The 26,649-nt window shown below is 71.1% G+C and carries 32 protein-coding genes; 18 read left to right on the top strand and 14 right to left on the bottom strand.

The genetic code is table 11. The features are described from left to right. Positions 1–3 precede the first annotated feature (3 nt). Positions 4–3,060, top strand: coding sequence for a PQQ-dependent sugar dehydrogenase (locus VM938_00465; protein HVF73489.1), 3,057 nt, complete (start codon positions 4–6; stop codon positions 3,058–3,060). A gap of 5 nt (positions 3,061–3,065) precedes the next feature. Here the strand turns inward: VM938_00465 and VM938_00460 are convergent, their stop codons facing one another. The 3 genes from VM938_00460 to VM938_00450 form a co-directional block, all read right to left on the bottom strand. After that, positions 3,066–3,863: an alpha/beta fold hydrolase gene (locus tag VM938_00460; protein HVF73488.1), complete on the bottom strand. Its 798-nt coding sequence runs from the start codon at positions 3,861–3,863 to the stop codon at positions 3,066–3,068. A gap of 73 nt (positions 3,864–3,936) precedes the next feature. Next, the gene (locus VM938_00455) at positions 3,937–4,377 is read right to left on the bottom strand and encodes a hypothetical protein (protein HVF73487.1); all 441 of its coding nucleotides are present in this window, start codon (positions 4,375–4,377) and stop codon (positions 3,937–3,939) included. Beyond that, positions 4,374–5,726 carry a carboxyl transferase domain-containing protein gene (locus tag VM938_00450; protein ID HVF73486.1) on the bottom strand — a complete coding sequence of 451 codons (1,353 nt, stop codon included), beginning with the start codon at positions 5,724–5,726 and terminating at the stop codon, positions 4,374–4,376. The genes VM938_00455 and VM938_00450 overlap by 4 nt, the downstream gene beginning before the upstream one ends. Positions 5,727–5,745: 19 nt before the next feature. Here VM938_00450 and VM938_00445 point away from each other — a divergent pair, with 19 nt between their 5' ends. The 4 genes from VM938_00445 (at position 5,746) to VM938_00430 (ending at position 9,272) form a co-directional block, all read left to right on the top strand. Further along, entirely contained in the window at positions 5,746–6,153 is a 408-nt protein-coding gene (locus tag VM938_00445; GenBank protein ID HVF73485.1) for a cobalamin B12-binding domain-containing protein, read from the top strand. Beyond that, positions 6,154–7,305 (top strand): ADP-forming succinate--CoA ligase subunit beta, encoded by a 1,152-nt coding sequence (sucC, locus tag VM938_00440; GenBank protein ID HVF73484.1) that lies wholly within the window; start codon positions 6,154–6,156, stop codon positions 7,303–7,305. After that, the gene (gene sucD, locus VM938_00435; protein HVF73483.1) at positions 7,302–8,186 is read left to right on the top strand and encodes a succinate--CoA ligase subunit alpha; all 885 of its coding nucleotides are present in this window, start codon (positions 7,302–7,304) and stop codon (positions 8,184–8,186) included. Before sucC ends, sucD begins: the two co-directional genes overlap by 4 nt. Before the next feature lie 66 nt (positions 8,187–8,252). Next, positions 8,253–9,272, top strand: coding sequence for an N-acetylmuramoyl-L-alanine amidase (locus tag VM938_00430; GenBank protein ID HVF73482.1), 1,020 nt, complete (start codon positions 8,253–8,255; stop codon positions 9,270–9,272). Between the two features lie 5 nt (positions 9,273–9,277). Here VM938_00430 and VM938_00425 read toward each other — a convergent pair whose 3' ends face one another. Continuing rightward, entirely contained in the window at positions 9,278–9,832 is a 555-nt protein-coding gene (locus VM938_00425) for a VOC family protein (GenBank protein ID HVF73481.1), read from the bottom strand. 26 nt (positions 9,833–9,858) lie between these two features. Here VM938_00425 and purN point away from each other — a divergent pair, with 26 nt between their 5' ends. From purN to metF, 5 genes are read left to right on the top strand one after another with little or no spacing between them, the layout of a single operon-like run. Continuing rightward, positions 9,859–10,407, top strand: coding sequence for a phosphoribosylglycinamide formyltransferase (gene purN / locus VM938_00420; protein ID HVF73480.1), 549 nt, complete (start codon positions 9,859–9,861; stop codon positions 10,405–10,407). Next, on the top strand, positions 10,407–11,903 hold the full coding sequence (purH, locus tag VM938_00415; protein HVF73479.1) for a bifunctional phosphoribosylaminoimidazolecarboxamide formyltransferase/IMP cyclohydrolase: 1,497 nt from the start codon (positions 10,407–10,409) through the stop codon (positions 11,901–11,903). Before purN ends, purH begins: the two co-directional genes overlap by 1 nt. Beyond that, positions 11,903–12,748, top strand: a complete 846-nt coding sequence (locus VM938_00410) for a tetrahydrofolate dehydrogenase/cyclohydrolase catalytic domain-containing protein (GenBank protein ID HVF73478.1) — start codon at positions 11,903–11,905, stop codon at positions 12,746–12,748. Before purH ends, VM938_00410 begins: the two co-directional genes overlap by 1 nt. A gap of 11 nt (positions 12,749–12,759) precedes the next feature. Continuing rightward, complete coding sequence (locus VM938_00405; GenBank protein ID HVF73477.1) at positions 12,760–13,725, top strand: winged helix DNA-binding domain-containing protein; 966 nt, start codon at positions 12,760–12,762, stop codon at positions 13,723–13,725. A gap of 4 nt (positions 13,726–13,729) precedes the next feature. Further along, positions 13,730–14,605 carry a methylenetetrahydrofolate reductase [NAD(P)H] gene (metF, locus tag VM938_00400; GenBank protein ID HVF73476.1) on the top strand — a complete coding sequence of 292 codons (876 nt, stop codon included), beginning with the start codon at positions 13,730–13,732 and terminating at the stop codon, positions 14,603–14,605. On the opposite strand, the gene VM938_00395 is transcribed toward metF, so the two are convergent. Continuing rightward, entirely contained in the window at positions 14,602–15,156 is a 555-nt protein-coding gene (locus tag VM938_00395) for a hypothetical protein (GenBank protein HVF73475.1), read from the bottom strand. The genes metF and VM938_00395 overlap by 4 nt on opposite strands. Positions 15,157–15,193: 37 nt before the next feature. Here VM938_00395 and icd point away from each other — a divergent pair, with 37 nt between their 5' ends. Then, complete coding sequence (gene icd / locus VM938_00390; GenBank protein ID HVF73474.1) at positions 15,194–16,390, top strand: NADP-dependent isocitrate dehydrogenase; 1,197 nt, start codon at positions 15,194–15,196, stop codon at positions 16,388–16,390. Positions 16,391–16,393: 3 nt separating this feature from the next. Here icd and VM938_00385 read toward each other — a convergent pair whose 3' ends face one another. Then, positions 16,394–16,819 carry an SRPBCC family protein gene (locus VM938_00385; GenBank protein HVF73473.1) on the bottom strand — a complete coding sequence of 142 codons (426 nt, stop codon included), beginning with the start codon at positions 16,817–16,819 and terminating at the stop codon, positions 16,394–16,396. A 26-nt stretch (positions 16,820–16,845) separates the two neighbouring features. On the opposite strand from VM938_00385, the gene VM938_00380 reads away from it, so the two are divergent. Further along, the gene (locus VM938_00380; protein HVF73472.1) at positions 16,846–17,841 is read left to right on the top strand and encodes a malate dehydrogenase; all 996 of its coding nucleotides are present in this window, start codon (positions 16,846–16,848) and stop codon (positions 17,839–17,841) included. A gap of 59 nt (positions 17,842–17,900) precedes the next feature. On the opposite strand, the gene VM938_00375 is transcribed toward VM938_00380, so the two are convergent. Continuing rightward, on the bottom strand, positions 17,901–18,119 hold the full coding sequence (locus VM938_00375) for a hypothetical protein (GenBank protein HVF73471.1): 219 nt from the start codon (positions 18,117–18,119) through the stop codon (positions 17,901–17,903). A gap of 56 nt (positions 18,120–18,175) precedes the next feature. On the opposite strand from VM938_00375, the gene VM938_00370 reads away from it, so the two are divergent. Genes VM938_00370 through VM938_00355 form a run of 4 tightly spaced genes read left to right on the top strand, consistent with a single transcriptional unit; the run spans position 18,176 to position 20,194 of the window. Then, entirely contained in the window at positions 18,176–18,424 is a 249-nt protein-coding gene (locus tag VM938_00370) for a hypothetical protein (GenBank protein ID HVF73470.1), read from the top strand. A 4-nt stretch (positions 18,425–18,428) separates the two neighbouring features. Continuing rightward, on the top strand, positions 18,429–18,983 hold the full coding sequence (locus VM938_00365) for a DUF2087 domain-containing protein (protein ID HVF73469.1): 555 nt from the start codon (positions 18,429–18,431) through the stop codon (positions 18,981–18,983). Positions 18,984–19,028: 45 nt separating this feature from the next. Then, positions 19,029–19,487: a sigma-70 family RNA polymerase sigma factor gene (locus VM938_00360; GenBank protein ID HVF73468.1), complete on the top strand. Its 459-nt coding sequence runs from the start codon at positions 19,029–19,031 to the stop codon at positions 19,485–19,487. Beyond that, complete coding sequence (locus VM938_00355) at positions 19,484–20,194, top strand: hypothetical protein (GenBank protein HVF73467.1); 711 nt, start codon at positions 19,484–19,486, stop codon at positions 20,192–20,194. The genes VM938_00360 and VM938_00355 overlap by 4 nt, the downstream gene beginning before the upstream one ends. Here VM938_00355 and VM938_00350 read toward each other — a convergent pair. Genes VM938_00350 through VM938_00340 form a run of 3 tightly spaced genes read right to left on the bottom strand, consistent with a single transcriptional unit; the run spans position 20,166 to position 21,642 of the window. Then, complete coding sequence (locus VM938_00350; protein HVF73466.1) at positions 20,166–20,573, bottom strand: VOC family protein; 408 nt, start codon at positions 20,571–20,573, stop codon at positions 20,166–20,168. The genes VM938_00355 and VM938_00350 overlap by 29 nt on opposite strands. Positions 20,574–20,578: 5 nt before the next feature. Next, positions 20,579–21,253 (bottom strand): DUF2510 domain-containing protein, encoded by a 675-nt coding sequence (locus VM938_00345; GenBank protein ID HVF73465.1) that lies wholly within the window; start codon positions 21,251–21,253, stop codon positions 20,579–20,581. Then, positions 21,253–21,642 carry an SCP2 sterol-binding domain-containing protein gene (locus VM938_00340; protein HVF73464.1) on the bottom strand — a complete coding sequence of 130 codons (390 nt, stop codon included), beginning with the start codon at positions 21,640–21,642 and terminating at the stop codon, positions 21,253–21,255. The genes VM938_00345 and VM938_00340 overlap by 1 nt, the downstream gene beginning before the upstream one ends. Before the next feature lie 66 nt (positions 21,643–21,708). Here VM938_00340 and VM938_00335 point away from each other — a divergent pair, with 66 nt between their 5' ends. Together VM938_00335 and VM938_00330 are read left to right on the top strand one after the other, a co-directional pair. Further along, positions 21,709–22,038, top strand: a complete 330-nt coding sequence (locus VM938_00335; protein ID HVF73463.1) for a PEP-utilizing enzyme — start codon at positions 21,709–21,711, stop codon at positions 22,036–22,038. Beyond that, the gene (locus VM938_00330) at positions 22,031–22,732 is read left to right on the top strand and encodes a hypothetical protein (protein HVF73462.1); all 702 of its coding nucleotides are present in this window, start codon (positions 22,031–22,033) and stop codon (positions 22,730–22,732) included. The genes VM938_00335 and VM938_00330 overlap by 8 nt, the downstream gene beginning before the upstream one ends. 8 nt (positions 22,733–22,740) lie before the next feature. Here VM938_00330 and VM938_00325 read toward each other — a convergent pair whose 3' ends face one another. Genes VM938_00325 through VM938_00310 form a run of 4 tightly spaced genes read right to left on the bottom strand, consistent with a single transcriptional unit; the run spans position 22,741 to position 26,648 of the window. After that, positions 22,741–23,634, bottom strand: coding sequence for an ABC transporter ATP-binding protein (locus VM938_00325; protein ID HVF73461.1), 894 nt, complete (start codon positions 23,632–23,634; stop codon positions 22,741–22,743). Next, the gene (locus VM938_00320) at positions 23,631–24,386 is read right to left on the bottom strand and encodes an ABC transporter permease subunit (GenBank protein ID HVF73460.1); all 756 of its coding nucleotides are present in this window, start codon (positions 24,384–24,386) and stop codon (positions 23,631–23,633) included. The genes VM938_00325 and VM938_00320 overlap by 4 nt, the downstream gene beginning before the upstream one ends. After that, a complete protein-coding gene (locus VM938_00315) occupies positions 24,383–25,060 on the bottom strand; it encodes a substrate-binding domain-containing protein (protein HVF73459.1) in 678 nt (225 codons plus the stop codon). Before VM938_00315 ends, VM938_00320 begins: the two co-directional genes overlap by 4 nt. Before the next feature lie 13 nt (positions 25,061–25,073). Beyond that, complete coding sequence (locus tag VM938_00310) at positions 25,074–26,648, bottom strand: peptidoglycan-binding domain-containing protein (GenBank protein ID HVF73458.1); 1,575 nt, start codon at positions 26,646–26,648, stop codon at positions 25,074–25,076. Position 26,649: the final 1 nt, after the last annotated feature.

Raw genomic sequence — 26,649 nt, 5'->3', positions numbered from 1 at the left:
CGAATGAACACGCGGGGTCGGGCCTACTTCGTCGCGCTGCTGCTCGTCTTTGTGCCCCTGCACATAGCGACCCCTGAGAAAGCGGTGGCGGCGCCTCTCCTGCCACCGGGTTTCACCACGGCGCCGATCGCTACCGGGCAGGGCGAGTTCAACCTCACCGACTTCACGTTCCTGCCCGGCGGGGGGATGCTGACGGCGGGCAAGAACGGCCGGGTCACCTACGTCGCACCCAACGGCGCGATCAACGTCGTCGGCCAAGTGGCGGTCGACAATGTCGGCGACCTCGGCCTGTTGGGGATCGGCATCGGCGTCGACTTCCCGCATACCGGCTATTTGTACGCCACCTACGAGTACCAGCGGATGGGGAAGACATTCTCCCGGCTTTCGCAGTTCACGGTCGACAATCCGGCTACACCGACGGCGTTGGCCAGCGAGTCAGTCATCCTCGACGGCATCGAACATTTCGAGGTCGTGCACGGCATGGGCCGTGTGATCGTCGACAGCGACGGGACGATCTGGTTCGCCATGGGCGACGCCTCGCCGTTCTCGTACAACAGCCCGGAATCGCTTCGAACCCAGGACCTCAACGAGCCTTACGGCAAGCTCTTCCACATCAACGCCAACGGCAGCGGCGTCCCCGACAACCCCTTTTACGACGCTACGAATCCCCTCAGCTGGCGAAGCCGCATCTGGGCGTCAGGACTGCGAAATCCCTTCCGCTTCTCGCTGGCGGCCGACGGCACGCCGTACATCGGTGACGTCGGAGCCAACAAGATCGAGGAGGTCAACATCGGCCGCAAGGGGGCGAACTACGGCTGGCCGTGTTACGAGGGACGTGCGCAGAAGTCCGGCTTTACCACGGCGCCGGTCTGCCAGGGGCTGTACGCGCGGAACGACGCCACCTTCTCGCTCTACGAGTACTCCCACACGATCGGACGGTCGATCACCGGCGGCATCCACGCATACGGCGACGCGTACCCCGAGCCGTATCGCAACGCGTGGTTCTTCGGCGACTACACGGCAAGCAAGATCTGGACACTGGAGACCACGGGCTCCCACGAGCTGGCGCAGGCGCCCGAGATGGCAGTCGACGCGTCGTCGGCCTTCGGTTCCGAGATCGGCGGCCCGGTGTCGTTCCGGCTGTCACCCACTGGCGAGGTCCACTACGCCGACATCTACACCGGCAACGTCGTCGCCCTGCGCTACGCCACGGGCAATCGCGCTCCCGTTGCCAAGGCGTCGGCGCAGACGACGTACGGAAACACCACCGTGTCGTTCTCCGGTGGCGAGTCGTACGACCCCGACGGAGACGTCCTCACCTACGACTGGGACTTCGGCGACGGCTCTGCGCACTCGTCGCAAGCCAACCCCGTCCACACATACCCAACGGCCCAGACGTACACCGCCACGCTCGTGGTGACCGACCCGCACGGCGCGCGCACGACGGCCACCGTGCTCGCTCCCATCGACAACCACCCCCCGTCGCTGACCGTCGTCGGGCCCCCGGAGGGCCATCGCTTCGCCGTCGACGAGCCGCTCGCCTTCGCCGCCACTGCCAGTGATGCAGAGGACAGCGACATCAATGCGACTGATGTCGCGTGGCGAGTCGACCTCATTCACTGCACGGGCGTCGACGAATGCCATACGCATCCGGGACGGACGTCAACGGGTCCAGAGTTCCAACTCGTGTACCCCGATCACGGTGGCGACACCCACCTTGTCGTACGCGCGGCGGTGCGCGACACGGTGGGCCACGTCACGACATGGTCGTATGCCGCTCTGCCGCAACTCCACGAATTGACGGTCACGTCTTCGATCAACGGGCCCGTCACCGTCAACGGAACAGAGCTCCCGACGGGCGGGACGGTGACCGTCGTCGCCAATTCGCGGAACGTCGTCGTGGCCCCGGGCGCAATCGCGCAGTACGCCTTCGACGTCTGGAGCGACGCAAGCACCGACCGGCAGCGAATGTTCACGATGCCTCCTGCGAACTCGTCCCTCCATGCGACGTACCGCACCGTGGGCCTTGACGCCACGGCTGATTCGACGGGCACAGACGGCCGCATCAACCTGACCGTCTCACCCCGCGGTCGTCCAGGCGACCAGTTCCACAGTCCGTGGAGCGGTGACTGTCGCATGAACCCGCCGGTCAACGACGACGGTGACGGCGTGTTGTCGTTCGGCGAGACGTGGACAATCCCGTGCACGGTCGTGGCGGGCACGTATCCCGGTCCGTTTGTCGCCGATGTCGTGATGGTCGGCCCGCAGGACTCGGAGCCGTCGACCAAGTCGGAGGCCCTGTGGTTGAACCCCGGCTACCGGATGGTCGCCTCCGACGGCGGCATCTTCTCGTTCGGCAACGCGCCGTTCTTCGGCTCGACGGGTGGCTGGGCCTTGAACGCGCCCGTGGTCGGCATGGCGACGGCTACGTCCGGCTACTGGATGGTGGCCGCCGACGGCGGCATCTTTGCCTTCAACGCGCCGTTCTTCGGGTCGATGGGAGGCCGGCCTCTGAACAAGCCGATTGTCGGCATGGCACCGACGCCCTCGGGGAACGGGTACTGGCTGGTGGCCTCCGACGGCGGCATCTTCACCTTCGGTGACGCGCCGTTCCTCGGCTCCACCGGCGGACAGCGGCTCAACCAGCCCATCGTCGGGATGTCGCCCACCCCGACGGGCAACGGGTATTGGCTGGTGGCCTCCGACGGCGGCGTCTTCACCTTCGGAGACGCCGAATTCCTCGGCTCAACCGGTGGCCAGCGGCTCAACAAGCCGATCCTCGGCATGGCACCGACGCCGTGGGGCAACGGGTACTGGCTGGTGGCCTCGGACGGCGGCATCTTCGCCTTCGGTGCCGCTGCGTTCCTCGGCTCCACCGGTGGCCAGGCCTTGAACCAGCCGGTCGTCGGCATGGCGCCCACGCCGTCCGGCAAGGGCTACCGGCTGGTCGCCTCCGACGGCGGGATCTTCACCTTCGGAGATGCCGGGTTCCTCGGCTCGATGGGTGGGACGCCGTTGAACCGGGCCGTGCTCGGGGTGGCGGGGACGCTGGCGCCGTAGCCAGGTCAGCGGGCGGCGCGGGCGGGCCCACCGACGTGGCTCGGCGCCGCTGCGGCGGGCGCAGGCGACCACGCCTCCAACTGCTCGACCACCGACGCAGCCATGCGGCCCGACAACAGGATCGACAGGTGGCCGTGGTCCTTGATGAGCACGTTCTCGGCGTCCTCGAGCACGGCCGACCGACTGGGCTGCACCAACAGGTCGATGTTGGAGTAGTAGGAGACCCAGCGCACCGACGTCGAGCGAGCCCCTCGTTGCAGCCGCTCGATGACCGGTGACCCAGGCAACAACTGCTTGGCCGTCTCGCCCAAGGGCCTCACGAGCATTGCGGCCACCGTCCCGTGATGGGGGCTGGCCACGGTCACGGCGGTGGCCACGGTGGCATCCCCACCCAGCTCCTGCACGTACCACCTGAGCACGAGCCCACCGAGGCTGTGGCCGATGACGTGCACTCGCTCGGCGCCCGTCACCGAACGAACCAGGTCGACGTGGGCCTTCAACTGCTCGGCGATCTCGGGCACGCCGTGGCGCAGCGGGTTGTAGTTGAGCGAGGTGATCCGCGAAAACCCGGCCGTGCGCAGCGCCCGCTCGACCACGAACCAGCCGGAGCGGTTGTGGCCGTAGCCGTGCACGAGCACGACCGGAGTGTCGTGGCAGACGTCGCCGGTGGCGTCCCCGCAGCGGATGGCGGCGTCGAGCAGGCCCGCGGGGTAATGAGCGACGGCCCGGGCGATGTCGATCGCCTCACGAGCGTGGCCCAGGTAGGTACCCGGGCGGCACAATGCCTTTCCGACTGCTCCCACAGATGCAGTATCGAATGACAACACTGACATCTGTATTGCCCAAGGGGGCCATTTTCAAAATCACCCGGGCAGGCTAGCCACCTCGTAGGTCGATGACGACCCGCCCGTTTTCGACCGGCGCCGGGTATGTGGTGAGGCCGGTCCCGTCGGCGGGGTAGGTGCGTTTGGTGCACGGCGCCTCGAACACGTCGCGCTTCACGTCCCACAAGACGGCGCACCCGTCGGGCGCCTGGGCCAGGATGAGCACCCACCCTCGCTGCGGGTCGTCGCCGGTGTGCTGGAGGTACACGTGCCGCTCGCCGCGCGGGTCCTGGTAGGCCCGCGGCCCCGTCTCGGCAATGCGCTTGGCCATGACCTCGGCATTGGCTGTGACCACGTCGGAACCGAGGTTGGCGTCACCGGGGTTTTGCGAGGCGTAGTTCACCACCATGAACAGCAGCACGCCGGCGAAGGCGACCGCGGTCAACGACAGCACCACGACTGTGCGGGGCGCGAGCTTCTGGCGCGGGCTCATTGCACCCACCGCTGCGTTGCTGCGTCGAGCCGTCGGTGGCGGTCGCCCGGCCGCGCTTCGCCGACCGCCCGCCGAACTGCGGCACGCACCTGGTCGACCGTCTCGGGCACCACCTCGTCCACGATGCCCAAGTCGAGCAGATCGCGTGAGGCCAGCCGCAAGTGCTCGGCCACGGTGGGCGCTTTGGTGGCGTCGCGTTCGAGGATGGCGGCGGCGCCCTCGGGCGCGATGACGGAGAAGATGCCGTGCTCCAGCACGAGCAACCGGTCGGCGTGGCCGACGGCCAGCGCACCACCGCTGCCGCCTTCGCCGACACACACGGCCACCGTCGTCGTCGGGCAGGCGTCGAAGGCCACCATGGTGCGGGCGATCTCACCGGCGATGCCGTCGGCCTCCGACTCGGCCCCGGGCGCAGCCCCGGGCGTGTCGATCAGCGACAGCAGCGGGAGCCCGAGCCGGCCTGCCAACGCCCCCGCCCGCTGCGCCAGCCGGAAGCCGGCGGGGGTGGGGCGACCGTCGGCTGCGTACCGGTCGAGGGCAACCACCACGACCCGGTCGCCGTCGAGGCGGGCCAGCCCGGCGCGCACGGTGGGATCGGTACCGTGCAAGTCGATCCACGAGTCGGTGAGCAGCGCCGCCCAGTCGAAGCCGCTGGGTCGGCCCGGGGCGCGGGAACGGCCGACCTCGTCCCATGCGGAGGACGGTTCGACAGCGCCGGGCGCGGGCTCGAAGCGGGGCGACAAGGGCGTGGCCCGCAAGCCCAGTGCCGCCTCCACCCAGCCCGCCTGCTCGTCGTCGTCGAGCAGGGCGTCGGCGAGCCCCGCGGCGTACGCCGACTCCGCCGTGTGCGAGTCGGCGGGCAAGCGCCGCCCCAGCGTGAGCTCGACCACCCGCGGCCCGGCGAAGCCGACGGTGGCGCCCGCCACCGCGGCGCGCACGTCGACCAACGAGCCGTACGACGCGAACACGCCGCCGGTGGTGGGGGAGCGGTAGACGCCGACGCTCAGCAGGCCGGCTGCGCCGTGGGCCCGAGCGGCCGCTGCACAGCGCGGCATCTGGATGAGCGACACCATGCCCTCTTGCATGCGGGCGCCGCCCGATTGCGTCAGCACGACCACCGGCAGGCCTTCGTCGGCCGCCCGCCGATAGGCCCGCACCACCCGTTCCCCGTGCACCGCGCCCATCGAGCCGCCCAGCACCTCGAAGCGCGATTCGATCAGTGCGTAGTGCTCGGTGCGCCCCGTCAGCACCGACTCGCGGTCGGGCGCGCCGCCGTAGCCGGGGAAGCCGAGTGGGTCGCCGCCGCGCAGGCCGGCGTCCCACTCCGTCTGGAGGCGGTGAAGGGGCACCTGCCTACTATTGCGCCCCGTGACACATCCCTACCGGGTCGTCGTGGCCAAGCCCGGTCTCGACGGCCACGATCGCGGCGCCAAAGTGATCGCCCGAGCCCTGCGTGACGCCGGGTTCGAGGTCATCTACACCGGGCTCCACCAGACGCCCGAGCAGGTGGTCGAGACCGCCATCCAGGAGGACGCCGACGCCGTGGGGCTGTCGCTCCTCTCCGGTGCCCACCTCACGCTGGTGCCCCGGGTCGTCGACCTGCTGCGGGAGCGCGGCGCCGACGACGTCATCGTCATGTGCGGCGGCATCATCCCCGAGGACGACATCGCCACGTTGAAGGAGGCGGGCGTGGCCGAGGTCTTCACCCCGGGCACGCCGCTGCCTCGCATTGCCGAGTGGTTGCAATCTGCGCTCACGGCGCGGGAAGGAAGCTAAGTGGACCTGTTCGAGTACCAGGGCAAGCAGTACTTCGCCCGTTTCGGCATCCCCGTCTCGGCGGGCGGCGTGGCCGACACCGTCGATGACGCCGTTACCCAAGCGGAAGCGGCCGGCTACCCCGTGGTGGTGAAGGCGCAGGTGCAGGTGGGCGGCCGAGGCAAGGCGGGCGGCATCAAGCTGGCCAACGACGCCGAGGAAGTGCGCACGCACGCCTCCAACATCTTGGGCATGGACATCAAGGGCCATGTGGTGAAGCGGCTTTGGATCGAGCACGCCTCCGACATCGCCAAGGAGTACTACGCGTCGTTCACCTTGGACCGGGCCGCCAAGCTGCACCTCGGCATGCTGTCGGCCGAGGGCGGCGTGGAGATCGAGCAGGTGGCCGAGGAGAACCCCGAAGCCATCGCCAAGATCCACATCGACCCGGTCGACGGGCTCACCCCCGAGAAGGCGGCCGAGTGGGTCGACGCCGCCAACCTCGACCCCGAGGCCCGCGACGGCGCCATCGAGATCTTGCAGAAGCTGTACCGCTGCTACGTCGAGGGCGACACCGACCTGGCCGAGATCAACCCGCTGATCCTCACGCCCGAGGGCAAGGTCCACGCCCTCGACGCCAAGGTGACCCTCGACGACAACGCCGCCTTCCGGCACCCCGAGTGGGACGAGTTCCGCGGGTTGCAAGTGCTCGACGCCCGCGAGGAGCTGGCCGCCGAGAAGGGGCTGCAGTACGTCGGCCTCGACGGCGAGGTCGGCATCATCGCCAACGGCGCGGGCCTGGCCATGTCGACGTGCGACGTGGTGAACCAGGTGGGCGGCACGCCCGCCAACTTCCTCGACATCGGCGGCGGCGCCTCGGCCGAGGTCATGGCCAACGCGCTCGAGGTCATCAACTCCGACGAGAAGGTCAAGGCCATCTTCATCAACATCTTCGGCGGCATCACCCGCGGCGAAGAGGTGGCCAACGGCATCGTGCAGGCCCTGGAGCGGGTCGACATCAAGGCGCCCATCGTCATCCGCCTCGACGGCACCAATGCCGAGCAGGGCCGGGAGATCCTGCAACCCCATCTGTCCGATCGGCTGCGTTCGAAGCCGACCATGCTGGAAGCGGCTCGTGAAGCCGTCACGCTGTCTGGAGGCACCCTTCGATGAGCATCTTCGTGGACGAGACGACCAAGGTGCTCGTGCAGGGCCTGACCGGCAGCCAGGGCAAGTTCCACGGCCTGCGCAACAAGGCGTACGGCACCCAGGTGGTGGCGGGCGTGACCCCGGGCAAGGGCGGCCAGGACGTCGAGGGCATCCCCGTGTTCGACTCGGTGCAGGAGGCGGTCGACGCCACCGGCGCCAACGCCTCGTTCGTCGCGGTGCCGCCCAAGGCGGCGCCCGGCGCCATCATGCAGTCGGCCGAGGCAGGCGTGCCGTTCGTGGTCTGCATCACCGAGGGCATCCCCGCGCAGGACGAGGCGCTGGTGTTCAACCGGTTGCGCCGTGAGTTCCCCGGCACCCGCCTGCTCGGCCCCAACTGCCCCGGCATCATCAGCCCCGGCAAGTGCAACATCGGGATCACGCCGGGCGAGATCGCCGAGGCGGGCGGGCCGGTCGGCATCGTGTCCCGGTCGGGCACCCTGACCTATCAAGCGCTGTACGAGCTCAAGCAGAAGGGGATCGGCGTCACCACCTGCGTGGGCATTGGCGGCGACCCCGTGCCCGGCACGTCGTTCATCGACTGCCTGTCGGCCTTCGAGGCCGACCCCGAGACCAAGGCCGTGATCATGTTCGGCGAGATCGGCGGCTCGGCCGAGGAAGAGGCGGCCGAGTTCATCGCCAAGGAGATGAGCAAGCCCGTCGTGGCCTACGTGGCCGGCGTGACCGCGCCCCCCGGCAAGAAGATGGGCCACGCGGGCGCCATCATCTCCGGCTCCAAGGGCACGGCCCAGGCCAAGATGGACGCCCTCCGGGCCGCCGGCGTGAAGGTGGGCCTCAACCCCACCGAGGCCGGCGAACTGATGGCCCAAGTCGTCGCCACCCTGTAACCCCCGCTCCGAGTACATGGCGCTTCGTTCTGAAGCGCTATGTACTCGGGGTACCGTGGGCTAGCGATGTTGCGCCTTGCCGTTGCTGCCCTTTTCCTTGCCTCGACCCTGACGGCCGCCCTGGTGGCGGGCGACGAGGGCTCGGCCCCGCCCACGCTGCCGCCCGAAGCGGTGACCAGCACGGTGGTGCCCAGCACCACCACCAGCGAGCCGCTCCCGCCTCCTACCGTGACGACGGTTGTGCCCGCGCCTCCCCCTGCCCCCGTGGTGGCCAAGGTCGTCGTGTCGCCCAGCGGCGTGGTGCTTCCCGTGCTCAGCCGCAACGGTGACACCTTCCAGGTGACAACGCCGTGCGGTGCGAAGGCGACCGTGCAAGGCGGCACGCCGATCGGCGGCGCGGCCGTGGTGCTCGACGCGGGCCACGGCGGCAAGGAGCCAGGCGCCGTCGGCCCCAACGGCCTGCAGGAGAAGGGCCTCAACCTCAACGTCACCAACCACGCCAAGGCGGCGTTGGAAGCGGCGGGGTACACGGTCGTGCTCACCCGCACCGCCGACTACCGCATGACGCTGGAAGCCCGAGGCCGGGTGGCCGCCGCGCTGGCGCCCAAGGCCTTCGTGTCGATCCACCACAACGCCGAGCCCGACGGCCCTCGCCCCCAAGGGCCGGGCTCCGAGACCTACTACCAGGTGGCGTCGTCGGACTCGAAGCGGCTGTCGGGCATCCTCTACGAAGAGATCGTCAAGGCGTTGTCCGCCTATCCCGTGGCCTGGGTGGCCGACACCGACGCGGGCGCCAAGTACCGGCAGAACGACCGAGGCAACGACTACTACGGAATCCTCCGCCGCACGCAAGGCATCCCCGCGTCGCTGGTCGAGCTGGCCTTCATCTCCAACCCGCCCGAGGCCGAATTGCTCACACGGCCCGACGTGCAGAAGGTGGAAGGCGAAGCGGTGGCCCGGGGCATCATCCGCTACCTCACCACCAAGGACCCGGGCTCGGGCTACGTCACCCCCTACCCGCGCAACTCGCCGGCCAGCAACAGCACCGACGGCACCGCCCGGAACTGCGAAGACCCGGTCTTCTAGCGGACCTAGCGGACGACGACCTCGCGCCCGTCGGGCAGCCTGACGCCGACGGCGTGGACGCCGGGGTCGCCGGCCGTATAGCGCAACGGCAGGTCGTGGTCGCCCACCCAGTCGCCCAACGACGAGGGGCTGACCGAAAGCTCGATCCAGTCGAGGCGGGCGCCGCCGCCGGGCTCCCACGGCGTGTCCCACTGGATGAACACAGGCAGGGCACCGCCGAGCCCCCAACCCGCCAACCGCCACGACAACACGATCCCGTCGGGGCGGGTGCGCGTCATGGCGACGACGTCGAGCCCGAGGCGGGTGGCGTCGGCGTCGATGTCGTCGGTGCGCACCATCCAGCCCAGCAACCGGTCGGGCCCGTCGCCCAGCAGGTCGGCTACCGGCGGACCGGCCAGCACTTCCAGGTAGCTGTCCCCCAGGCCCACGAGCCGGTTCGCCGTCCCCCACTGCGGGTGGACGCCACCCTCCACCGACTCCAGCCCGAAGGCGGTGGCCAAGTGCTCGGCCGCCGTGTCGAGGTCCCTGGCCCCGTAGATGACGTGGTCGACGCGGGGCATCGACCAGGCACGGTAGCGTGCCCTCCGTGGCAGTCGGGGTTCTGGCGTCGGGCAGCGGGACGATCCTCGGAGCCATCCTCGAAGAAGGCATCCCCGTCGCCGTGGTCTTGGTCGACCGCCCGTGCCGGGCCACCGAGGTAGCCGCCGCCGCCGCCATTCCCGCCGAGCTCGTCGAGCGCCCCAGCTTCGGCCCCGACTTCGACCGGGTCGCCTACACCCACCAGGTCGTCGACGCCCTGCGCCGCCACGACGTCGACACCGTGGTCATGGCGGGTTGGGGCACCATCAACGACAAGCCGCTGTTCGACGCCTTCGAGGGCCGCGTCCTCAACACGCACCCGGCCCTGCTGCCCGCCTTCCCTGGCTGGCACGCCGTGGACGAGGCCCTCGCCTACGGCGTGAAGGTCACGGGCTGCACCGTGCACATCGCCACCCTCGAAGTCGACGCCGGGCCGATCCTGGCCCAAGAGGCCGTCCCCGTCCTGCCCGACGACACGCCTGCCACGTTGCACGAGCGCATCAAGGACGTCGAGCGCCGCCTGTACCCCAAGACGATCAAGGAGTTCATTTCCTAGTGCGTGCATTGCTGTCCGTCTACGACAAGACCGGGTTGGAGGCCTTCGCCCGCGGGCTCGTCTCGCTGGGCTTCGAACTGGTCTCGAGCGGCGGCACCTCGCGCGCCCTGGCCGAGGCGGGCATCCCGCACGTCGAGGTGGAGACGGTGACGGGTGCCCCTGAGATGTTGGGTGGCCGGGTCAAGACCCTGCACCCCAAGATCCACGGTGGCATCCTGGCCGACCGCTCCAAGCCCGAGCACCTGGCCGACCTGGAACGCCAGGGCATCGACACCATCGACCTGGTGGCCTGCAACCTCTACCCGTTCCGCTCCGACCCCTCCATCGAGATGATCGACGTGGGCGGGCCGACCATGGTGCGTGCCGCGGCCAAGAACCACGACTCCGTCGCCGTGCTCGTCGACCCGGCCGACTACCAGCCGGTGCTCGACGAGTTGCGTCGCGAGGGCGAACTGTCCGACGCCACCCGCAGGCGCCTGGCCCGGGCCGCCTTCGCCCACACGGCGGCCTACGACGCCGCCATCGTCGGGTGGTTCGACAGCAACGACGACGACGCGCTGCCGCCCACCGTCCACCTGGCTCTGGAGCGGGCGCAAGACCTGCGCTACGGCGAGAACCCCTACCAAGTGGGCGCCCGCTATCGCACGGTGGGCGAGAGCGGGTGGTGGGACGACGTGGTGCAGCACGGCGGCAAGGAGCTGTCGTACCTGAACCTCTACGACACCGAAGCCGCATGGCGGCTGGTGCACGACCTGGGCGAGCAGCCCGCCGTGACCATCATCAAGCACGCCAACCCCTGCGGCGTGGCCGTGAGCGACGACATCACCACCGCCTACAAGCTGGCGCACGAGTGCGACCCCCGCTCGGCCTTCGGCGGCATCGTGGCAATCAACCAGCGGGTGCCGCTGTCGCTGGCCGAAGCGCTGGCACCGGTGTTCACCGAGGTGGTCGTCGCTCCCGCCTACGACGACGACGCCCTGGAGTTGCTGCTGTCGAAGAAGAACATGCGGGTGCTCACGGCCCGGCCGCCCGAGCCCACCAAGCTCGACTTCCGCCAGATCGGCGGCGGCTTCCTCGTGCAGTCGCCGCACCGCTTCGAAACCACCCGCGCCGACTGGCGGGTCGTCACCAAGGCGCAGCCCACCGACGACCTGTGGCGCGACATCGAGTTGGCGTGGCGCATCGTCGGCCACGTGAAGTCGAACGCCATCGTGCTGGTGGCCAACGGCCAAGCCGTGGGCATCGGCGCGGGCCAACAGAACCGGGTGGAGTCGGGCATGATCGCCGCGACCAAGGCCGACGGACGGGCCAAGGGCGGCGTGTGCGCCAGCGACGCCTTCTACCCCTTCCGCGACGGGGTCGACGCCGCCGCCGCGGCGGGCGTGGCCGCCGTCGTGCAACCGGGCGGCTCGCTGCGCGACGACGAGACCATCGCCGCGGCCGACGAACACGGCCTCGCCATGGTCTTCACCGGCGAACGGCACTTCTTCCACTGATGGCGGCCGAACTGCTCGCAGGTGGCCCGGTGGCCGAGGCCATCCTGGCCGAGGTCAAGGACCGGGTCGCCAAGCTCGACCGACCCGTCGGTCTGGGCACCATCCTGGTCGGCGACGATCCGGCATCGGCCGGCTACGTCCGCAAGAAGCACGAGACGTGCGAAGCGGTCGGCATCTCCTCGCACCACGTCTCCGTCCCCGCCGACGCCGGGCAGGACGCCTTGCTCGACGCCGTGCGGCAGTTCAACGACGACCCGGCCGTACACGGCTACCTCATCCAGCACCCGGTGCCCAAGGGCTTCGACTTCAACGCCGCCCTCGGTGCCATGGACCCGGCCAAGGACGCCGACGGCCTGCACCCGGTCAGCCTGGGCAAGCTCGTGCTCCAAGAGGACGGGCCGGTGCCGTGCACGCCCGCAGGCATCCAGGCCATGTTCGTGCACTACGGCATCGAGGTGGCAGGCAAGGAGGTGGTGGTCGTCGGCCGCGGCCCCACGCTGGGCCGGCCGCTGTCGCTGCTGCTCACCCTGAAACAACCCGGCGCCAACGCCGCGGTGACGGTGGTGCACACCGGCGTGCCCAACCTGGCCGACTACACCCGGCGGGCCGACATCGTGGTGGCCGCCGTCGGCGTGCCCAGCTTCGTCACACCCGACATGGTGAGGCCCGGCGCTGTCGTGGTCAGCGGCGGCATCACGTGGGAGGGCAAGAAGCTGCTGCCCGACGTCGACGAGTCGGTGGGCCAGGTGGCGTCGTGGATCACGCCCCGCCTCGGCGGCGTCGGCCCCACCACGGTGGCGCTGCTGCTGCGCAACACGGTGGAGGCGGCAGAACGCCGGGGCTGACCTGGCCCGAGGTGTGCCGGCGGCGGCTGGCGCGGCACCACCTGCTGGAGCGCACCGACGACATCGTGCAAGCGGTGCGCGACATCGGCGGCGTGCAGGCGCAGCTGTCGTCGGCCGCCGAGTGGTCGATCGGCGCCCGGGTCGACGGCATCACCGCCGAGGACGTGCGGGCCGAGCTGTGGGAACGCAAACGGTTGCTGAAGATGTACACGTTGCGGGGCACGCTGCACTTGGTGCCCAGTGACGAGGCGGCCCTGTGGGCCGCGGCGACGCAGCCCCTCGACGACAGCGACGAACTGGTCGACGCCATCGATCGCGCCTTGCGAGGCCGGTGCCTGACCCGCGCCGAACTGGCCGACGCGGTGGGCGACGAGCGCCTGTTGTCGCAGTGGGGCGACTTCGTCTCGCCCGCCGCCACCCGCGGCGTGTTGTGCTTCGGGAAGCCGCAGGGCAGCAAGGTGACGTTCGTCCACCGCAAGGACTGGGGGGTGCCGTGGAAGCGCCACGCCCGGGCCACCGCGCAACGGGAGGCGGCGCGCCGCTACCTGGACGCCTACGGCCCGGCCGCGCCCAAGGACTTCGCCCGGTGGATGCACATCGATCCCGCCGAGGCCAAGGCGGCGTTCGACGGCCTGGATGGCGACGGCGACGCACCGCCGCCCAAGGGACCGACCGCGGTGCGGCTGCTGCCGCAGTACGACGCCTACATCCTCGGTGCGTTCCCCCGCGACAAGGTGGTGCCGCCCGAGGCCAAGCCCCGCATCTCCACATACGGCAAGGGGAAGTGGGAAGGGCCCGCGGCCCTGCCGTTGGTCTTGGTCGACGGTGTGGTCGCCGGCATGTGGGCGCGCAAGGGGCTGAAGGTCACCGTCGAACCTTTCGTCGACATCGACGAGCCGCTGTTGGAAGCCGAGGTCGAGCGCCTCGGTTCCTTCCTCGGTGGACAGGCGTCGCTCACGGTCGCACGCCTACCCTGAACCCATGACCCGAGTCGCCGATCTCCTCGCGCAGGGCCGCACGTTCTCCTTCGAGTTCTTCCCGCCCAAGACCGACGAGGCCGAGCGCACACTGGAAAAGGCGCTGTTGGAACTGGAGCCCCTGGGGCCGTCGTTCGTGTCGGTCACCTACGGCGCCGGCGGCTCCACGCGCGACCGCACCCACGACATCGTGGTGCGCATCAACCGTGAGACGTCGATGACGGCGATGGCGCACCTCACCTGCGCAGGCCACACCCGGGCGCAGATCACCGAGATCGTGGCGGGCTACCGCGACGACGGGGTTGAGAACATCCTGGCGTTGGCGGGCGACCCGCCCATCGTGGCCGAGGGCGAGCCCGTCCCGGCCAGTGACTTCACCTACGCCATGGAGCTCGTGGAACTGGTGCGTTCGGTCAGCCCGCAGGCCTCGGTGGGCGTGGCTGCCCACCCCGAACTGCACCCCCGTTCGGCGGGCGACCGAGCCCACGACCGAGATCACTTGGCGGCCAAGCTCGACGCCGCCGACTTCGGCGTCACCCAGTTCTTCTTCCGGTCGTCGTCGTACTTCGAGATGGTCGACGACCTCGCCGCTCGGGGCGTCACCAAGCCGGTGCTGCCGGGCATCATGCCGGTCACCAACCCCGGGCAGATCAAGCGCTTCGCCGAGATGGCGGGCGCCGAGTTCCCTGCCGACCTGGCCGCCCGCATCGAGGCGGTGGCCGACGACGCCGCCGCCGTGCGCCGGGTCGGCGTCGAGGTCGCCACCGAGCTGTGCCAAGAGCTGCTCGACGGCGGCGTTCCGGGCCTGCACTTCTACACGCTCAACCGCTCGACGGCGACGCGGGAGATCTACGCCAACTTGGGCCTGGCGGCGAGCTAAGGCAGGTACTGCTGCTCGACCTTGGCTACCCGGCCGCCTGCCACGGTCAGCCAGTACGGCGTCGGCGAGCCCGTAGCCACCAGTTGCACCAAGGCGTCGGCATCGGCAGCGACCGATCGCGCCGGGTCGAGCACGTCGAGCACCCGCACCTCGGCGCCGGGCGCCAACGGAAGCGTCCGCAGCCGGGCGTTGTGGTTGCGGATGTAGTAGTCGTCCGGCACCTCGGAGCCCTTGCCGTCGCCCACCGACGCCAGCACCGCTTCTTCGCCGGTGAGGAACTCGATGACGTCGACCGTCACCGTGCGAGCGCCCACGTCGACCGACTTCACGTAGGCGGCGTGGCGCCCGTCGGCCAAGCCCGCTATGTCGGCGTCCGGCTCGAGGTGGGGCTTGGGGACCAGCGTCGACGAGGGCGGCAGGGGCACGGCGGCCACGACGGGTTGGTCGGTGAGATCGGCGGCGGTCGTGGACGGGACTGCCGCCGGATCGTCCCTCCCGCAACCGGCCAGCGCCAGGGCCGCAAGGCCCACGGCGAAGAGCCGGGGGAGCATGAAAAAGACGGTAGCAGCGGCCGGTAGGCTCCCGCCCATGGCCGAGAAGATCACCATGGGTGCGGACGGCACCCTCACCGTTCCCGACGAGCCCGTCATCCCCTTCATCGAAGGCGACGGCACCGGCGTCGACATCTGGCCCGCCGCGCAGCTGGTGCTCGACGCCGCGGCCCGCAAGCACGGCAAGACAATCGCCTGGAAGGAAGTCCTGGCCGGCGAGAAGGCCTACAACGAGACGGGCGACTGGCTTCCCGAGGAGACGGTCTCGACCTTCCGTGAGTACCTCATCGGGATCAAAGGCCCGCTGACCACGCCGGTCGGCGGCGGCATCCGCTCGCTCAACGTCGCCCTGCGCCAGATCCTCGACCTCTACGTGTGCCTCCGCCCGGTGCGCTGGTTCCAGGGCGTCCCCTCGCCGGTGAAGACGCCCGAGAAGGTCGACATGGTGATCTTCCGGGAGAACACCGAGGACATCTACGCGGGCCTCGAAGTCGAGGCGTACAGCCCCGAGGCCAAGAAGCTCATCGACCTGCTGCGCGATGCCTTCAAGTGGGAGATCCGCCCCGACTCGGGCATCGGCATCAAGCCGGTGTCGGAGACAGGCTCCAAGCGCCTCATCCGCGCCGCCCTCAACTACGCCGTGCGCCGCGGCCGCAAGAGCGTGACGCTCGTGCACAAGGGCAACATCATGAAGTACACCGAGGGCGCCTTCCGCAACTGGGGCTACGACCTGACCCGCGACGAGTTCGGTGACGTAGCCGTCGGGTGGGACGACTGCGACGGCAAGCCCGGCGACCGCATCCTGGTCAAGGACGCCATCGCCGACATCACCTTGCAGCAGGTGCTGACCCGCCCCGACGAGTTCGACGTGATCGCCACCTTGAACCTCAACGGCGACTACCTGTCCGACGCGCTGGCTGCCCAGGTCGGCGGCATCGGCATCGCACCGGGCGGCAACATCAACTACGTCAGCGGCCACGGCATCTTCGAGGCCACCCACGGCACCGCTCCCAAGTACGCGGGCCAGGACAAGGTGAACCCCGGCTCCGTGCTGCTGTCGGGCGTGATGATGTTCGAGCACCTGGGCTGGCAGGGCGCGGCCGACGACATCGTGCGAGCGCTGGAAGCCACCATCGCCGACAAGATCGTCACCTACGACTTCGCCCGCCTGATGGAAGGCGCCACCGAGGTCAAGTGCTCGGAGTTCGCCTCGGCCATCGTCGACCGCCTCTAAAACTTACGCCCCCTCTGCGGCCGCCTTCAGTCGCTCCAGCGTGTGCTCCAAGCCGCGCTGGAGCACGGGGGCGCGCAGCGTCAGCGTCGACAACAGGCTTGTGACCGGCTTGTGGGACTCGTACGACTCGGTCACCTCGGTGCCGCCCTCGACGGCCTCGAACCGGTAGCGCCAGCGGGTGCTGCCGGTGTCGAAGGCGAACTCCTTGCCCCGGTCGGCCGCGGTGATGCGCGGCTTGGTCGACCACTTCACCGGCCCGACACGATTTGTGCCCTTGAAGCGCACGCCGACGGCGGGGCCGGTGGCGCCGTCGAGCCACTGGCACGCCGTCGTCTCCGGGCTCCACTCGCCCATGCGGGGCACGTCGGCCACCAGGTCGTAGACGGCCTCGGGCGGTGCTGCGATGCGGGTTCGGGCTTCGCCTGTCATCGAGTCGGGAGAATAGTGTTCGGCCTATGCCTGAGAAGACCCCCGTACGCGTCGCCGTCACCGGGGCTGCCGGCCAGATCGGCTACAGCCTCCTGTTCCGCATCGCCAGTGGCGCCATGCTGGGGCCCGACCAGCCCGTCATCCTCCACCTGTTGGAGATCACCCCCGCCCTCGGTGCCCTCGAAGGCGTGGCCATGGAGCTCGACGACTGCGCCTTTCCGCTGCTGCACGACATCGTGCGCACCGACGACGCCAACCAGGCGTTCGCAGGCGTGAACTACGCCCTCCTCGTGGGCTCCCGCCCCCGCAGCAAGGGCATGGAGCGGGCCGACCTGCTGGAGGCCAACGGCGCCATCTTCACCGTGCAGGGCAAGGCCCTGTCCGCCAACGCAGCCGACGACGTGCGCATCCTGGTGGTCGGCAACCCGGCCAACACCAACTGCCTCATCGCCATGAACAACGCCCCGGGCATCCCCCGCGAGCGGTTCACGGCCATGACCCGCCTCGACCACAACCGGGCCAAGGCGCAACTGGCCAAGCGGCTCGACGTGCACACAACGGCCATCACCCGCATGACGATCTGGGGCAACCACTCGGCTACCCAGTACCCCGACGTGTTCCACGCCGAGGTCGACGGCAAGAACGCGGCGGAGTTGGTCAACGACCAGAAGTGGCTGGAGTCCGACTTCATCCCCACCGTGCAGCAGCGTGGGGCGGCGATCATCGAGGCCCGGGGCGCGTCGTCGGCGGCGTCGGCGGCCAACGCGGCCATCGACCACGTGCACGACTGGGCGCTGGGCACGGCCGAGGGCGACTGGGTGTCGATGGCGGTGCCGTCCGACGGTTCCTACGGCGTGCCCGAGGGGCTCATCTCCTCGTTCCCGTGCACGACGGCGGACGGCCAGTGGTCGATCGTGCAGGGCCTCGACATCGACGAGTTCTCCCGGGCGCGCATCGACGCCACCGTGGCCGAACTCGGCGAGGAGCGCGACGCCGTGCAGCAGATGGGCCTGCTGGGCTGACCCTCGCTTCTGGCACCCGTATTGCGGCGCCTGCGCCGCAATACGGGTGCCAGAACGGCTCAGACGCCCAGCGACACCGACAGCTGCACGCCGCAACGCTGGAGGAACTCCAGCTTGCGGTTGATCGCCGTCTTCCAGGCTTCGAGGTCGGCCTCGAAGTGGGCACGGTCGCCGTCTTCGTACGCGTGCTCCAACGCGTCGAAAGCGGAGTCCTCGGCATCGAGCATCTCTCGATACCGACGGAGGAAGTGGTCGTCGATCACCTCGGCCAGGGTCACCAGGGCCTCCTTGCTGCTTCGACGGACGTTCTGCCCGAAGCGTACCGTCTTGCCCGATGCGACGTTCGATCGACGATGCCGCCGACGACCACCCTCCCGACGAGGACCGTGGGCGCACCAGTTGGATGGTCGGCTTGTCCGACGACTGCGACTCCTGCGGCGACCTGCGGGTGGTGCTGACGCTGGAGGAAATCGGCCAGGCCGGCGCGGGCGTCATCGCCCACTTGGCGCCGCAGAACGCCCGCCGCCTGCGCAACTCCCTCGCCGCCGCCCTGCGGGAGCTGGGGGAGGACCCCGGCATCTGACGCCATGGAAACCGATGCCGCCACCATCGTCGGGCTGCTGGCCGACGACGACCGGCTGCGGGTGACCGCGGCCGTGGCTCTCGGCGCCCGCTCCGTCGACGCCATCGCCGAGCAGACGGCGCTCGACCTGAAGGCCGTCCACAAGGCCCTGGAACGGCTGGTCGCTGCGGGCTTGGTGGAGGCGGGTGGCGACGGGTTCCGAGTGGCCGTCGACCGCCTTCGCGCCCTGGCGCGCACCGCCGCCGAAGGCCGCCCGCAGCCCCCCGCCCCCGAGGAGTTGGGCGCCACCCCCGAGCAGGCCGACGTGCTGCGCAACTTCCTCGACGGCACCCGCCTCACCCACCTGCCCGCCTCCCGGGCCAAGCGCGTCGTGGTGCTCGACTTCCTGGCGGGCCGCTTCGACCCGGGCCGCATCTACCCCGAAGGCGAGGTCAACGTCGAGTTGGGCAAGTGGCACCGCGACTACGCCGCCCTGCGCCGGGCGCTGGTCGACGAAGGGTTCCTGGAGCGCCGCGACGGCTTCTACTGGCGGGCAGGCGGGACCGTCGACGTCGACTGACTGAGCTGAGTGCAACCTCATCCGGGGGTGCGGCGTCATGGGGGTGTGATCGACATCGAGGAGCGCGAAGCCACCGACGAGGTGTACCGGCGGCTGCGTCCTGCCCTGCTGCGCCTGGCCAACCTGCTGACGGGGTCGGAGACGGCGGCCGAGGACGTGGTGCAGGACGCCTTCGTCGGCTACCAGCGCAACGCAGGCCACGTGACCAACCCTGACGGCTACCTGCGGGTCTCCGTCGTCAACCTGTCGCGCACCACACACCGGCGGCTGTCACGGGAACGGGGCCGGCGCACCAGCGTCGTCACCGTCACCCACAACCCGGAGTTCGACGAGACGTGGACGGCGCTGCGGCGCCTGCCGTACCGCCAACGGGCGGCCCTCGTCCTGCGTTTCTACGAGGACATGTCGGAAGCCGACATCGCCTCCGCCCTCGACTGCCGTCCCGGCACGGTGAAGTCACTCATCCACCGAGGCTTGGCCCATCTGAAGGAGACAATGCGATGAACGACGTCGAGACCCGCCTGCGGGCCACCCTCCATGCCGTCGCCGAGGCGACGGGGACCGAGCAGATCTCCGCCTACGTCGAGGCGCCGGCGCCGCGGTCGCACCGCCCCTTTGCCCTCCTGGCCACCGCCGCTGCGGCGGTGGCCGTGGTCGGCGCGGCGGTCGCCCTCCGCCCCAGCGGCGAGCAGGCGGTACGGCCCGCGGCACCGCCTGCCTCGGCAGTCGCAGGCCCCGAGGGGGGACGGCTGCTCCTCGAAGGCACGATCGGCACCGAGCGATGGGCGCTCTACGGGGCCGAACGCCTGCCCGGCTTCGAGGCGGCACCGCCCGGCGACGACACGCCGTGCTTCGCCCTGCCCACGGACGGGCGCCGCGAGCACACACCCCGCGGCTGCGGCTTCGACGGCGGACGGGCAGGCGACTCCTTCGGGTTCAGCCAACTCGGCCCCGTCCTGGCAGGCGGCGGCGACGTCCTGGTGTTCGGCGTGCTCGACGCCGAGGTCGACCACGTGATCGTGGAGTGGCAGGGCACCAAGCAACAGCATCGGGTGGTCCCGGTCGTCGACCCGGCGCACCCCGACGGCGCTCGTTACCTGGCCGTCGCCGTCCCTCGGGCCGAGCGGACAGTGCAGGTGCGCATGCAGGCAGCCGACGGCCGAGTCGTCGACGTGCAGGACATCAGGGTCGACGGCGCAGTGGGCGGCTGAGCCCGCCCCGGAGGGGATGGTCGGCGGGGACCTCGATGAGCACGATGCGCACGCCGTCGGGGTCCTCGATCCACATCTCCACCAAGCCCCACGGCTCCTGCAGGGGCGGGCGCAGGATCTCGACGCCCTTGGCCACCAGCTCCTCGTGGGCCGCCGCGCAGTCACGCACCTGGAGCCAGAAGGCGATGTTGCGGCCGGGCCGCTCCCACGACCCGTGCGAGACCTCGAGGAACCCGCCGCCCATGAAGAACACCGTCCCTCGGGTCGGCCCCTCGCCGAACTCCCGGAAGATGGCCAGGCCCAGGGTGTCCCGATAGAACTCCCGCGACGCCTCCAGGTCGACGGGGTGGAGCAGGATGCGGCTCGACAGGATCTCCATGGCGATCAGGTGGCCGAGAAGACGCAGTCGGGCATCCCGTTCGCCTTGGCGAACACGTAGATGCGGCGGCTGGGTGCGGTGCCTTCGTCGCCCACCTTGCGGAACTCGGCGGGCTTGCCCCGACGCAGGGCGCCGGCGTAGCGGTGGCCCACGTCGATGAACGTGGCCCAGTCACGGAACCAGCCCTCGACTTCGACCCGGTCGGGCTCGGCCACCGGGATGGCCCGCAGTTCGGTCATCACGCCCGACAGGTCGGTGGCGGTGCGCTCCACTCGCTGGGCCAACTGCTCGTCGGCGTTCGGCTTGTCCTCGCCGCCGGGCTCGGGCGGCTGCTTGAGGATGGCGGGCATGCGTCGGGCGCACACCTGCTGGGCGGCGTCGGTGAAGGCTGTGTCCTCGACCGTGCGGGCGGGGATCGAGGGCACGTCGGAGCGGATGGCGAACAGCGTGGCCACCAGCAGGGCGACCATCAGGAGGGACCCGGCGCCGCGCATCCACCACTTGCGGCGCCGGAGCGCAGCCCGGTGGGCGGCCTCCTCCTCGGCGGTCATGGCGGGCGCCCACGCGGGCCGGTCGCGGCGCTGGTCGGTCCAGTGGGCACCGTCCCAATAGCGGATGAAGGCAGGGTCCTCGGGGTCGCGGTACCAGCCCGGCGCCTTGGTCGACTGGTCGTTCGTCATCAGTAGGTCGTGCGCTCGCGCACCGAGGCGAACACGGCATCGAGGCGGTGGAGGGCGGGCTGGGCGGTGAGCAGCGCCCGGGTGTCGCCCGAGACCCGGATGCGCCCGGTCATGAAGGCGACGGGGGCGGCCAGCTCGCCTTGGGCCACGGCCGTGGCGGTGGCATGGTCCTCGGTCACGGTGACGTCGGGGTCGGGGGCGTCACCGGGCACGACGGCCACCGCGCCGTCCTCGATGCGCACGGCGTAACGCACGTCGCCCTCGGGGCCGTCGGTCACCACCTGCTGCACCACCAGGCGCAGGCCGGGCGTAACGGCGGCGGCCACGTCGTCGCTCGCGGCGGCGGCGTTCACGTCGTCGAACCACTCACGGCTCAGGAAGCGGGCCACGTCCAAGGTCTAGCAGGGACGCCCCGCATGCAGGACAGGCGGCGGGCACTCTCTAGCATCGGCGGCGTGCAGGAACTCGGCCGCGGCATGAAGGTGTTCGACCATCCCCCGGTCCGGGGGGCGTGGCGCACGTTCCGCACGTCCGCCGACCTGGCCGGGGTGGAGGGGCCCGTGGTGGCCGTGGTGCGTGACCCGGGCGCCGTGTGGCTGGCCTCGCTGGGGGAGTCGTTGGTAGCGGTGGTGTGCACCACAGGGACGCCCCGCAGCCACGTGGGGATCATGGCTGCCAACCTCGGCGTGCCCTGCGTGGTGGCGGCGGCCATGGCCGAGGTGCCCGAGGATGGGCGCCAGGTCGAGGTCGACTGCTCCGGTGACGACGGCCTCGTCCGTGGCTGACCTGGCCTGGGAGCGCCGCCAGGCCGACGTGCCCGACGTGTGGGGGCTCGACTTCTGGGCCGCCGACGGGTCGCTCGGCGGGTTCGTGGCCTACGCCTTCCACGCCCGGACGGCGTGGTACTGGGCGGGCCTGGTCGGCGCAGGCCGTCCCTACTTGTTGGTGCGTGAGCTCGACGTGCCGCTGCCGCGCTCGTCGTCGTCGGCCGAGGTGCGGGCCGAGGCGCTGTGGGCCGACATGAACTGCGAGACGCCGTTCGACCACTGGTCATACGGGCTGGAGGCCTTCGGCGTGGCGCTCGACGACCCGGCCGAGGCGCTGCGCGGCGAACGGGGCGACCGGGTCGGGCTGGGGCTCGACATCGAGTGGGAGGCCTCGGGGCCGGTCGACGGCGGCGACGGCTCGTACGCCCAGCGGGGCGTGGTGCACGGCGAGATCCTGGTGGGGGTGGGCGGCACGCCGGAGACGATCGACTTCGACGGGGTGGGCTGGCGCCGGCACGAGTGGGGTGGCCCGTCCGATGCCTCGTGGTGGCTAGGCGCCGACCGCCGGGCCGGCGTTGCGGTCGGCGAGGTCGAGACGTTGCTGGAAGCGCCCGTGGCCGTGCCCGGCGGCTATCTCGACCGGCGGCTGGCCCGCCTCAACGGCGAGGTGGGCTGGGGGCAGTGGTTCTGGTCCGTAGATCCGGCGCGGTAGCGCCGGATCTACGGACCAGAACGTTCGACGGTGAGGTCGGTGGCCTTGACCGCAGCCCACACCTCGGCGCCCGCTTCGAGGTGAAGGTCGGCGGCTGCGGCCGCCGTCACCTCGGCCACCAGCGCCACAGGGCCGCCCAGTTCCACCCGCACGCGTTCGCCGTCGGCGTGCACGGCTTGCACGACGCAGCGCAGCACGTTGCGGGGCGAGCCCGTGGGCCGTTCGGCGTGCAGGGCGACGGCCCGAGGATGCACGACGACGAGCACGTCGCCGTCGGGCACGTCGGGGGCGACGAGCTCGGTGCCGTTCACGTCGACCCGGCCGGCCCGGCCCACGCCCGACAGCAGGTTCACGCCCAGCAGGTCGGCCACGAACCTCGACCGGGGGCGCGCCCGCAGCTCGTCGAGGGTGCCCTGCTGCACGATCCGGTGCGCCTCCAGCACGACCACGGTGTCGGCGAGGACGGCGTCGAGGGGGTCGTGGGTGACGAGCAAGCGGGGCCCCTCGAAGGCGGCCAGGTGCTCGCGCAGCAGCGCCCGCAAGGCAGGCCGGGCCGAGGCGTCGACGGCCGAGAGGGGCTCGTCGAGGAACAGCGCCCGGGGTGCGGGCGCCAGGGCCCGGGCCAGGGCGACCCGTTGGGCTTCGCCGCCCGACAGCTCGTGTGGCTTGGCGTCGGAGCGGGCGGCCACGCCCACCCGTTCCAGCCACCGGCGGGCCTCGTCGCGGCTGGAGCCGTAGGCCACGTTGTCGAGGGCGGACAGGTGGGGGAACAGCAGCGCGGGCTGGTGCACCACGCCGACGGGCGGCTCGAAGCCGGCGACGAGCGACCGGAGCAGGGTGGTCTTGCCCGCCCCGTTGGGGCCGACGAGGGCGATGGTGCGGCCGGGGACGAGCTCGATCATCGGAGCACCCGCAGCCAGCGGCCCCGCAGGGCCACGAGGACGAGGACGGAGATGGCCAGCAGCAGCACGCTCAACAGCACGGCCGCTCCCGGCTCGCGCTCCATGGCCAGGTAGACCGACGACGGAAGCGTTTCGGTGCGGCCGGGGAAGGTGCCCGCGAAGGTGACGGTGGCGCCGAACTCGCCGAGCGCCCTCGCCCACGCGAGCGCCGCCCCGGCGGCGATCGAGGGCAGCGCCAGCGGCAGGGTGATGGTGCGGAAGGCCCGCCACGGGCCGGCGCCCAGTTCCGCCGCCACCTGCTCGTAGCGGTCGTCGAGGCCGCGCAGGCCCGCTTCCACGGTGACGACCACGAACGGGAGGGCCACGAACAGCTCCGCAGCCACGACGCCTGCGAACGAGAACGGCAGGTCGGTGGGCACCAACCCGCGGCGGCCGAAGGCCGACAGGAGGGCAACGCCGCCGACGACCGGCGGCAGCACGAGCGGGACCATGGCCAACGTGCGCACCACCCGCCACCCCCGGCGGGCGATGACGTAGGCCAGCGGCACCCCGAGGACGACGGCCAAGCTCGCCGCCGCCGTGGCCGCCAGCAGGGAGATGCGCAGGGCGTCGGCCGTGGCGGAGGAGGCCAGCACCCGCCGGGCGTCGCTCCACGGCGCCCGGGCCAGCAGGGCGGCCAACGGCAACGCCAGCACCCCCACCCCGACGACGGCGACCGCCACGACCCCCCCGGGGGGCCGGGGGCGGGTCACGGGGTGCCCAGGCCGGCGGCGTCGAGCACCTGCCGGCCCTGCGTCGTGCGCAGGAAGTCGACGAAGGCGAGGGCTGCGGCCGTCCGCTTCACCACCGCCAACGTGTACGTCACCTGCACATCGTGCTCGGCGGCGAGGGGCACCGTCGCCAGGCCACCGACGTCGACGGCGTACACCAAGGCGGCGTCGACCTCGCCCGAGGCCACCTTGGCCACCACCGCCCGGGCGTCGAGCTCGTGCGACAGCGGCCGCACCGTCACCCCCGCCCGCGTCAGCACCTGCGCGGCGTACCGGCCGGCGGGCACCTCAGGGGCGGCCAGCACCGTGCGTACCCGGGTTAAGTCGGCCACCGACCGAACGCCTCCGGGGTTGCCCGGCGCCACCGCCACCACCATTGACGTGGTGGCAAAGGGCTCGGTCGGCACGCCCAACGGCGCCAGCGACACGTCGTCGGCGGCCAGGATCACGTCGCCCGGCGCCCCGGAACGCACCTGCGCCACCAGTCGCGACGACGAGCCGTAGGCCACGTCGACATCCCCCTGGAACCCGTCCACCAACGACGGCACCACGCCTTGCAACGACGAGGCCGCCAGCACCGTCAACCGGTCGCCGCCGTCGTCGGCGCAGGCGGGCAGGAGCAGCAGGGCGAGGACAGGGGCCAGCGGGCGGAGCACGGGCTCCTGGTTACTACGGCTGGGGCTGGATGGGGGGCCCGAAGGGGCTGAGCAGCACGGTGCGGGTGGCCTCGTCGATCACGCCGGTCACCGGCAGGCGGGCAGCCCGCTGGTAGGCCTGGACGGCGGCCACCGTCGGCCCGTCCCACACAGCGGTGATCGGCATGGGGAAGCCGAGCGAGTGCAGCAGCATCTGGTACGACCGCACCTGGCCGGTCGTGAAGGCGGCGCCGTCGCCCACCGGCAGGGTGAACTGCGGGGCGTCGCGGATGGCGTCCCACGCCTGCTGGTCGGCGTGCTGCCACGACCACCACGACACGCCGATGGCGCCGTGCTGCTCGGCCGTGGCCATGAACTTCAGCAACTGGTCGCGAGGCGGCACGCCGGGAGGCCCGCCCTCGGTGAAGCCGTCGTAGGCCTGGCCCACCGGGATGATCGGCTTGCCCAGGTGCGACAGGTCTCGGATGGCCCCTGCGATGTCGGCGGCGGGGTCACGCCCCATCCAGTAGACCATCGGCGCGATCGCATCGAACGAGCCGGTGACCTCGGCGAACGGATAGGTGATCAGCGCGGGGGAGGGCCGGGGCACGCAGGCGATGAGCGGGAAGTTGGGGCCGACGGCCTTGCGCAGGAGCGAGCCGAATGTGGTGGCCGTCTGCGGGTTCACGTTGACGCCCATGCTCCGCAGTTCGATGTCGGCCACGTAGCCGTCGACCCGGTGCCCGTCGGGGGTGCGGTGGTTGATGGCCGCCACCGCCCGGTTCACGTCGCCTGCGGCGTCGTTGAGGTACGGGAAGTCCCAGGCGTAGACGCGCAGTCCGGCAGCGTGCGCCTTGGGCAGCAGGGCGTCGAGGAACGGCGCCCCCATGAACCCTTCCTTGAGGGTGCCGGTGCGCACGTAGAGGTGGGTGAGGCCGGTGGCCTTGGCCCGGGCCACGATGGCATCGGGGTTGCCGCCTTCGGCCCGCTGCTCCACGTAGATCCACATGCCCTTGCCCACCGGGAGGGGGCCCCGCTGGGTGGGGATGGCCGGGGTGAGGGGCGGCGGCGTCGGCAGGGCCAGGCCGGCGAGGGCGTCGGTCGGGCCAGGAGAGGCCACGGCGCCTGCGGTGGGGTCGACGGCGGCTGCCTGGTCGGTGCCGAGGGCTTCGTCGGGGGCAGGCCGCCCGTCCGCCATGCGGTCGACCACGAAGCCCCGCACGGTGGGGTGCATGGCGTCGGCGGCAGCGAGGGCCAGCGTGGCTGTGACCAGGGTGACGGCGATGGCGGTCTGGGCCAGCCGGCGCTCGCCGTGGCGACGGGTCCAGCCGTCGAGCCGGGTGCGGTAGGCGTCAAGGCGCTCGACGGCGTCGGCGACCTCGGCGGCCAGCACCATGAGGAAGGCCTGCACGGCGGCGACCAACAGCGGCCGCACTCGACGCCAGCGGGCTCCGCACCAGGCCTCGAAGGCCAGTTCGGCGGCGAACAGGGGGCGTAGGAGGCGGGGGCCGCCGGTGGCCTTGCGCTCCAGCAACTCGGCCCAGGCCAGGAGGGCCGCCTGGCGGCGGGCGGCGAGGCTGCGGCGGGGGGCGGCGGGCGTGAGTTCCATG

This window comes from Acidimicrobiales bacterium (genome assembly GCA_035536915.1).
GTDB lineage: Bacteria > Actinomycetota > Acidimicrobiia > Acidimicrobiales > JAHWLA01 > JAHWLA01.
This window is presented reverse-complemented; position numbering and strand designations above follow the sequence as displayed.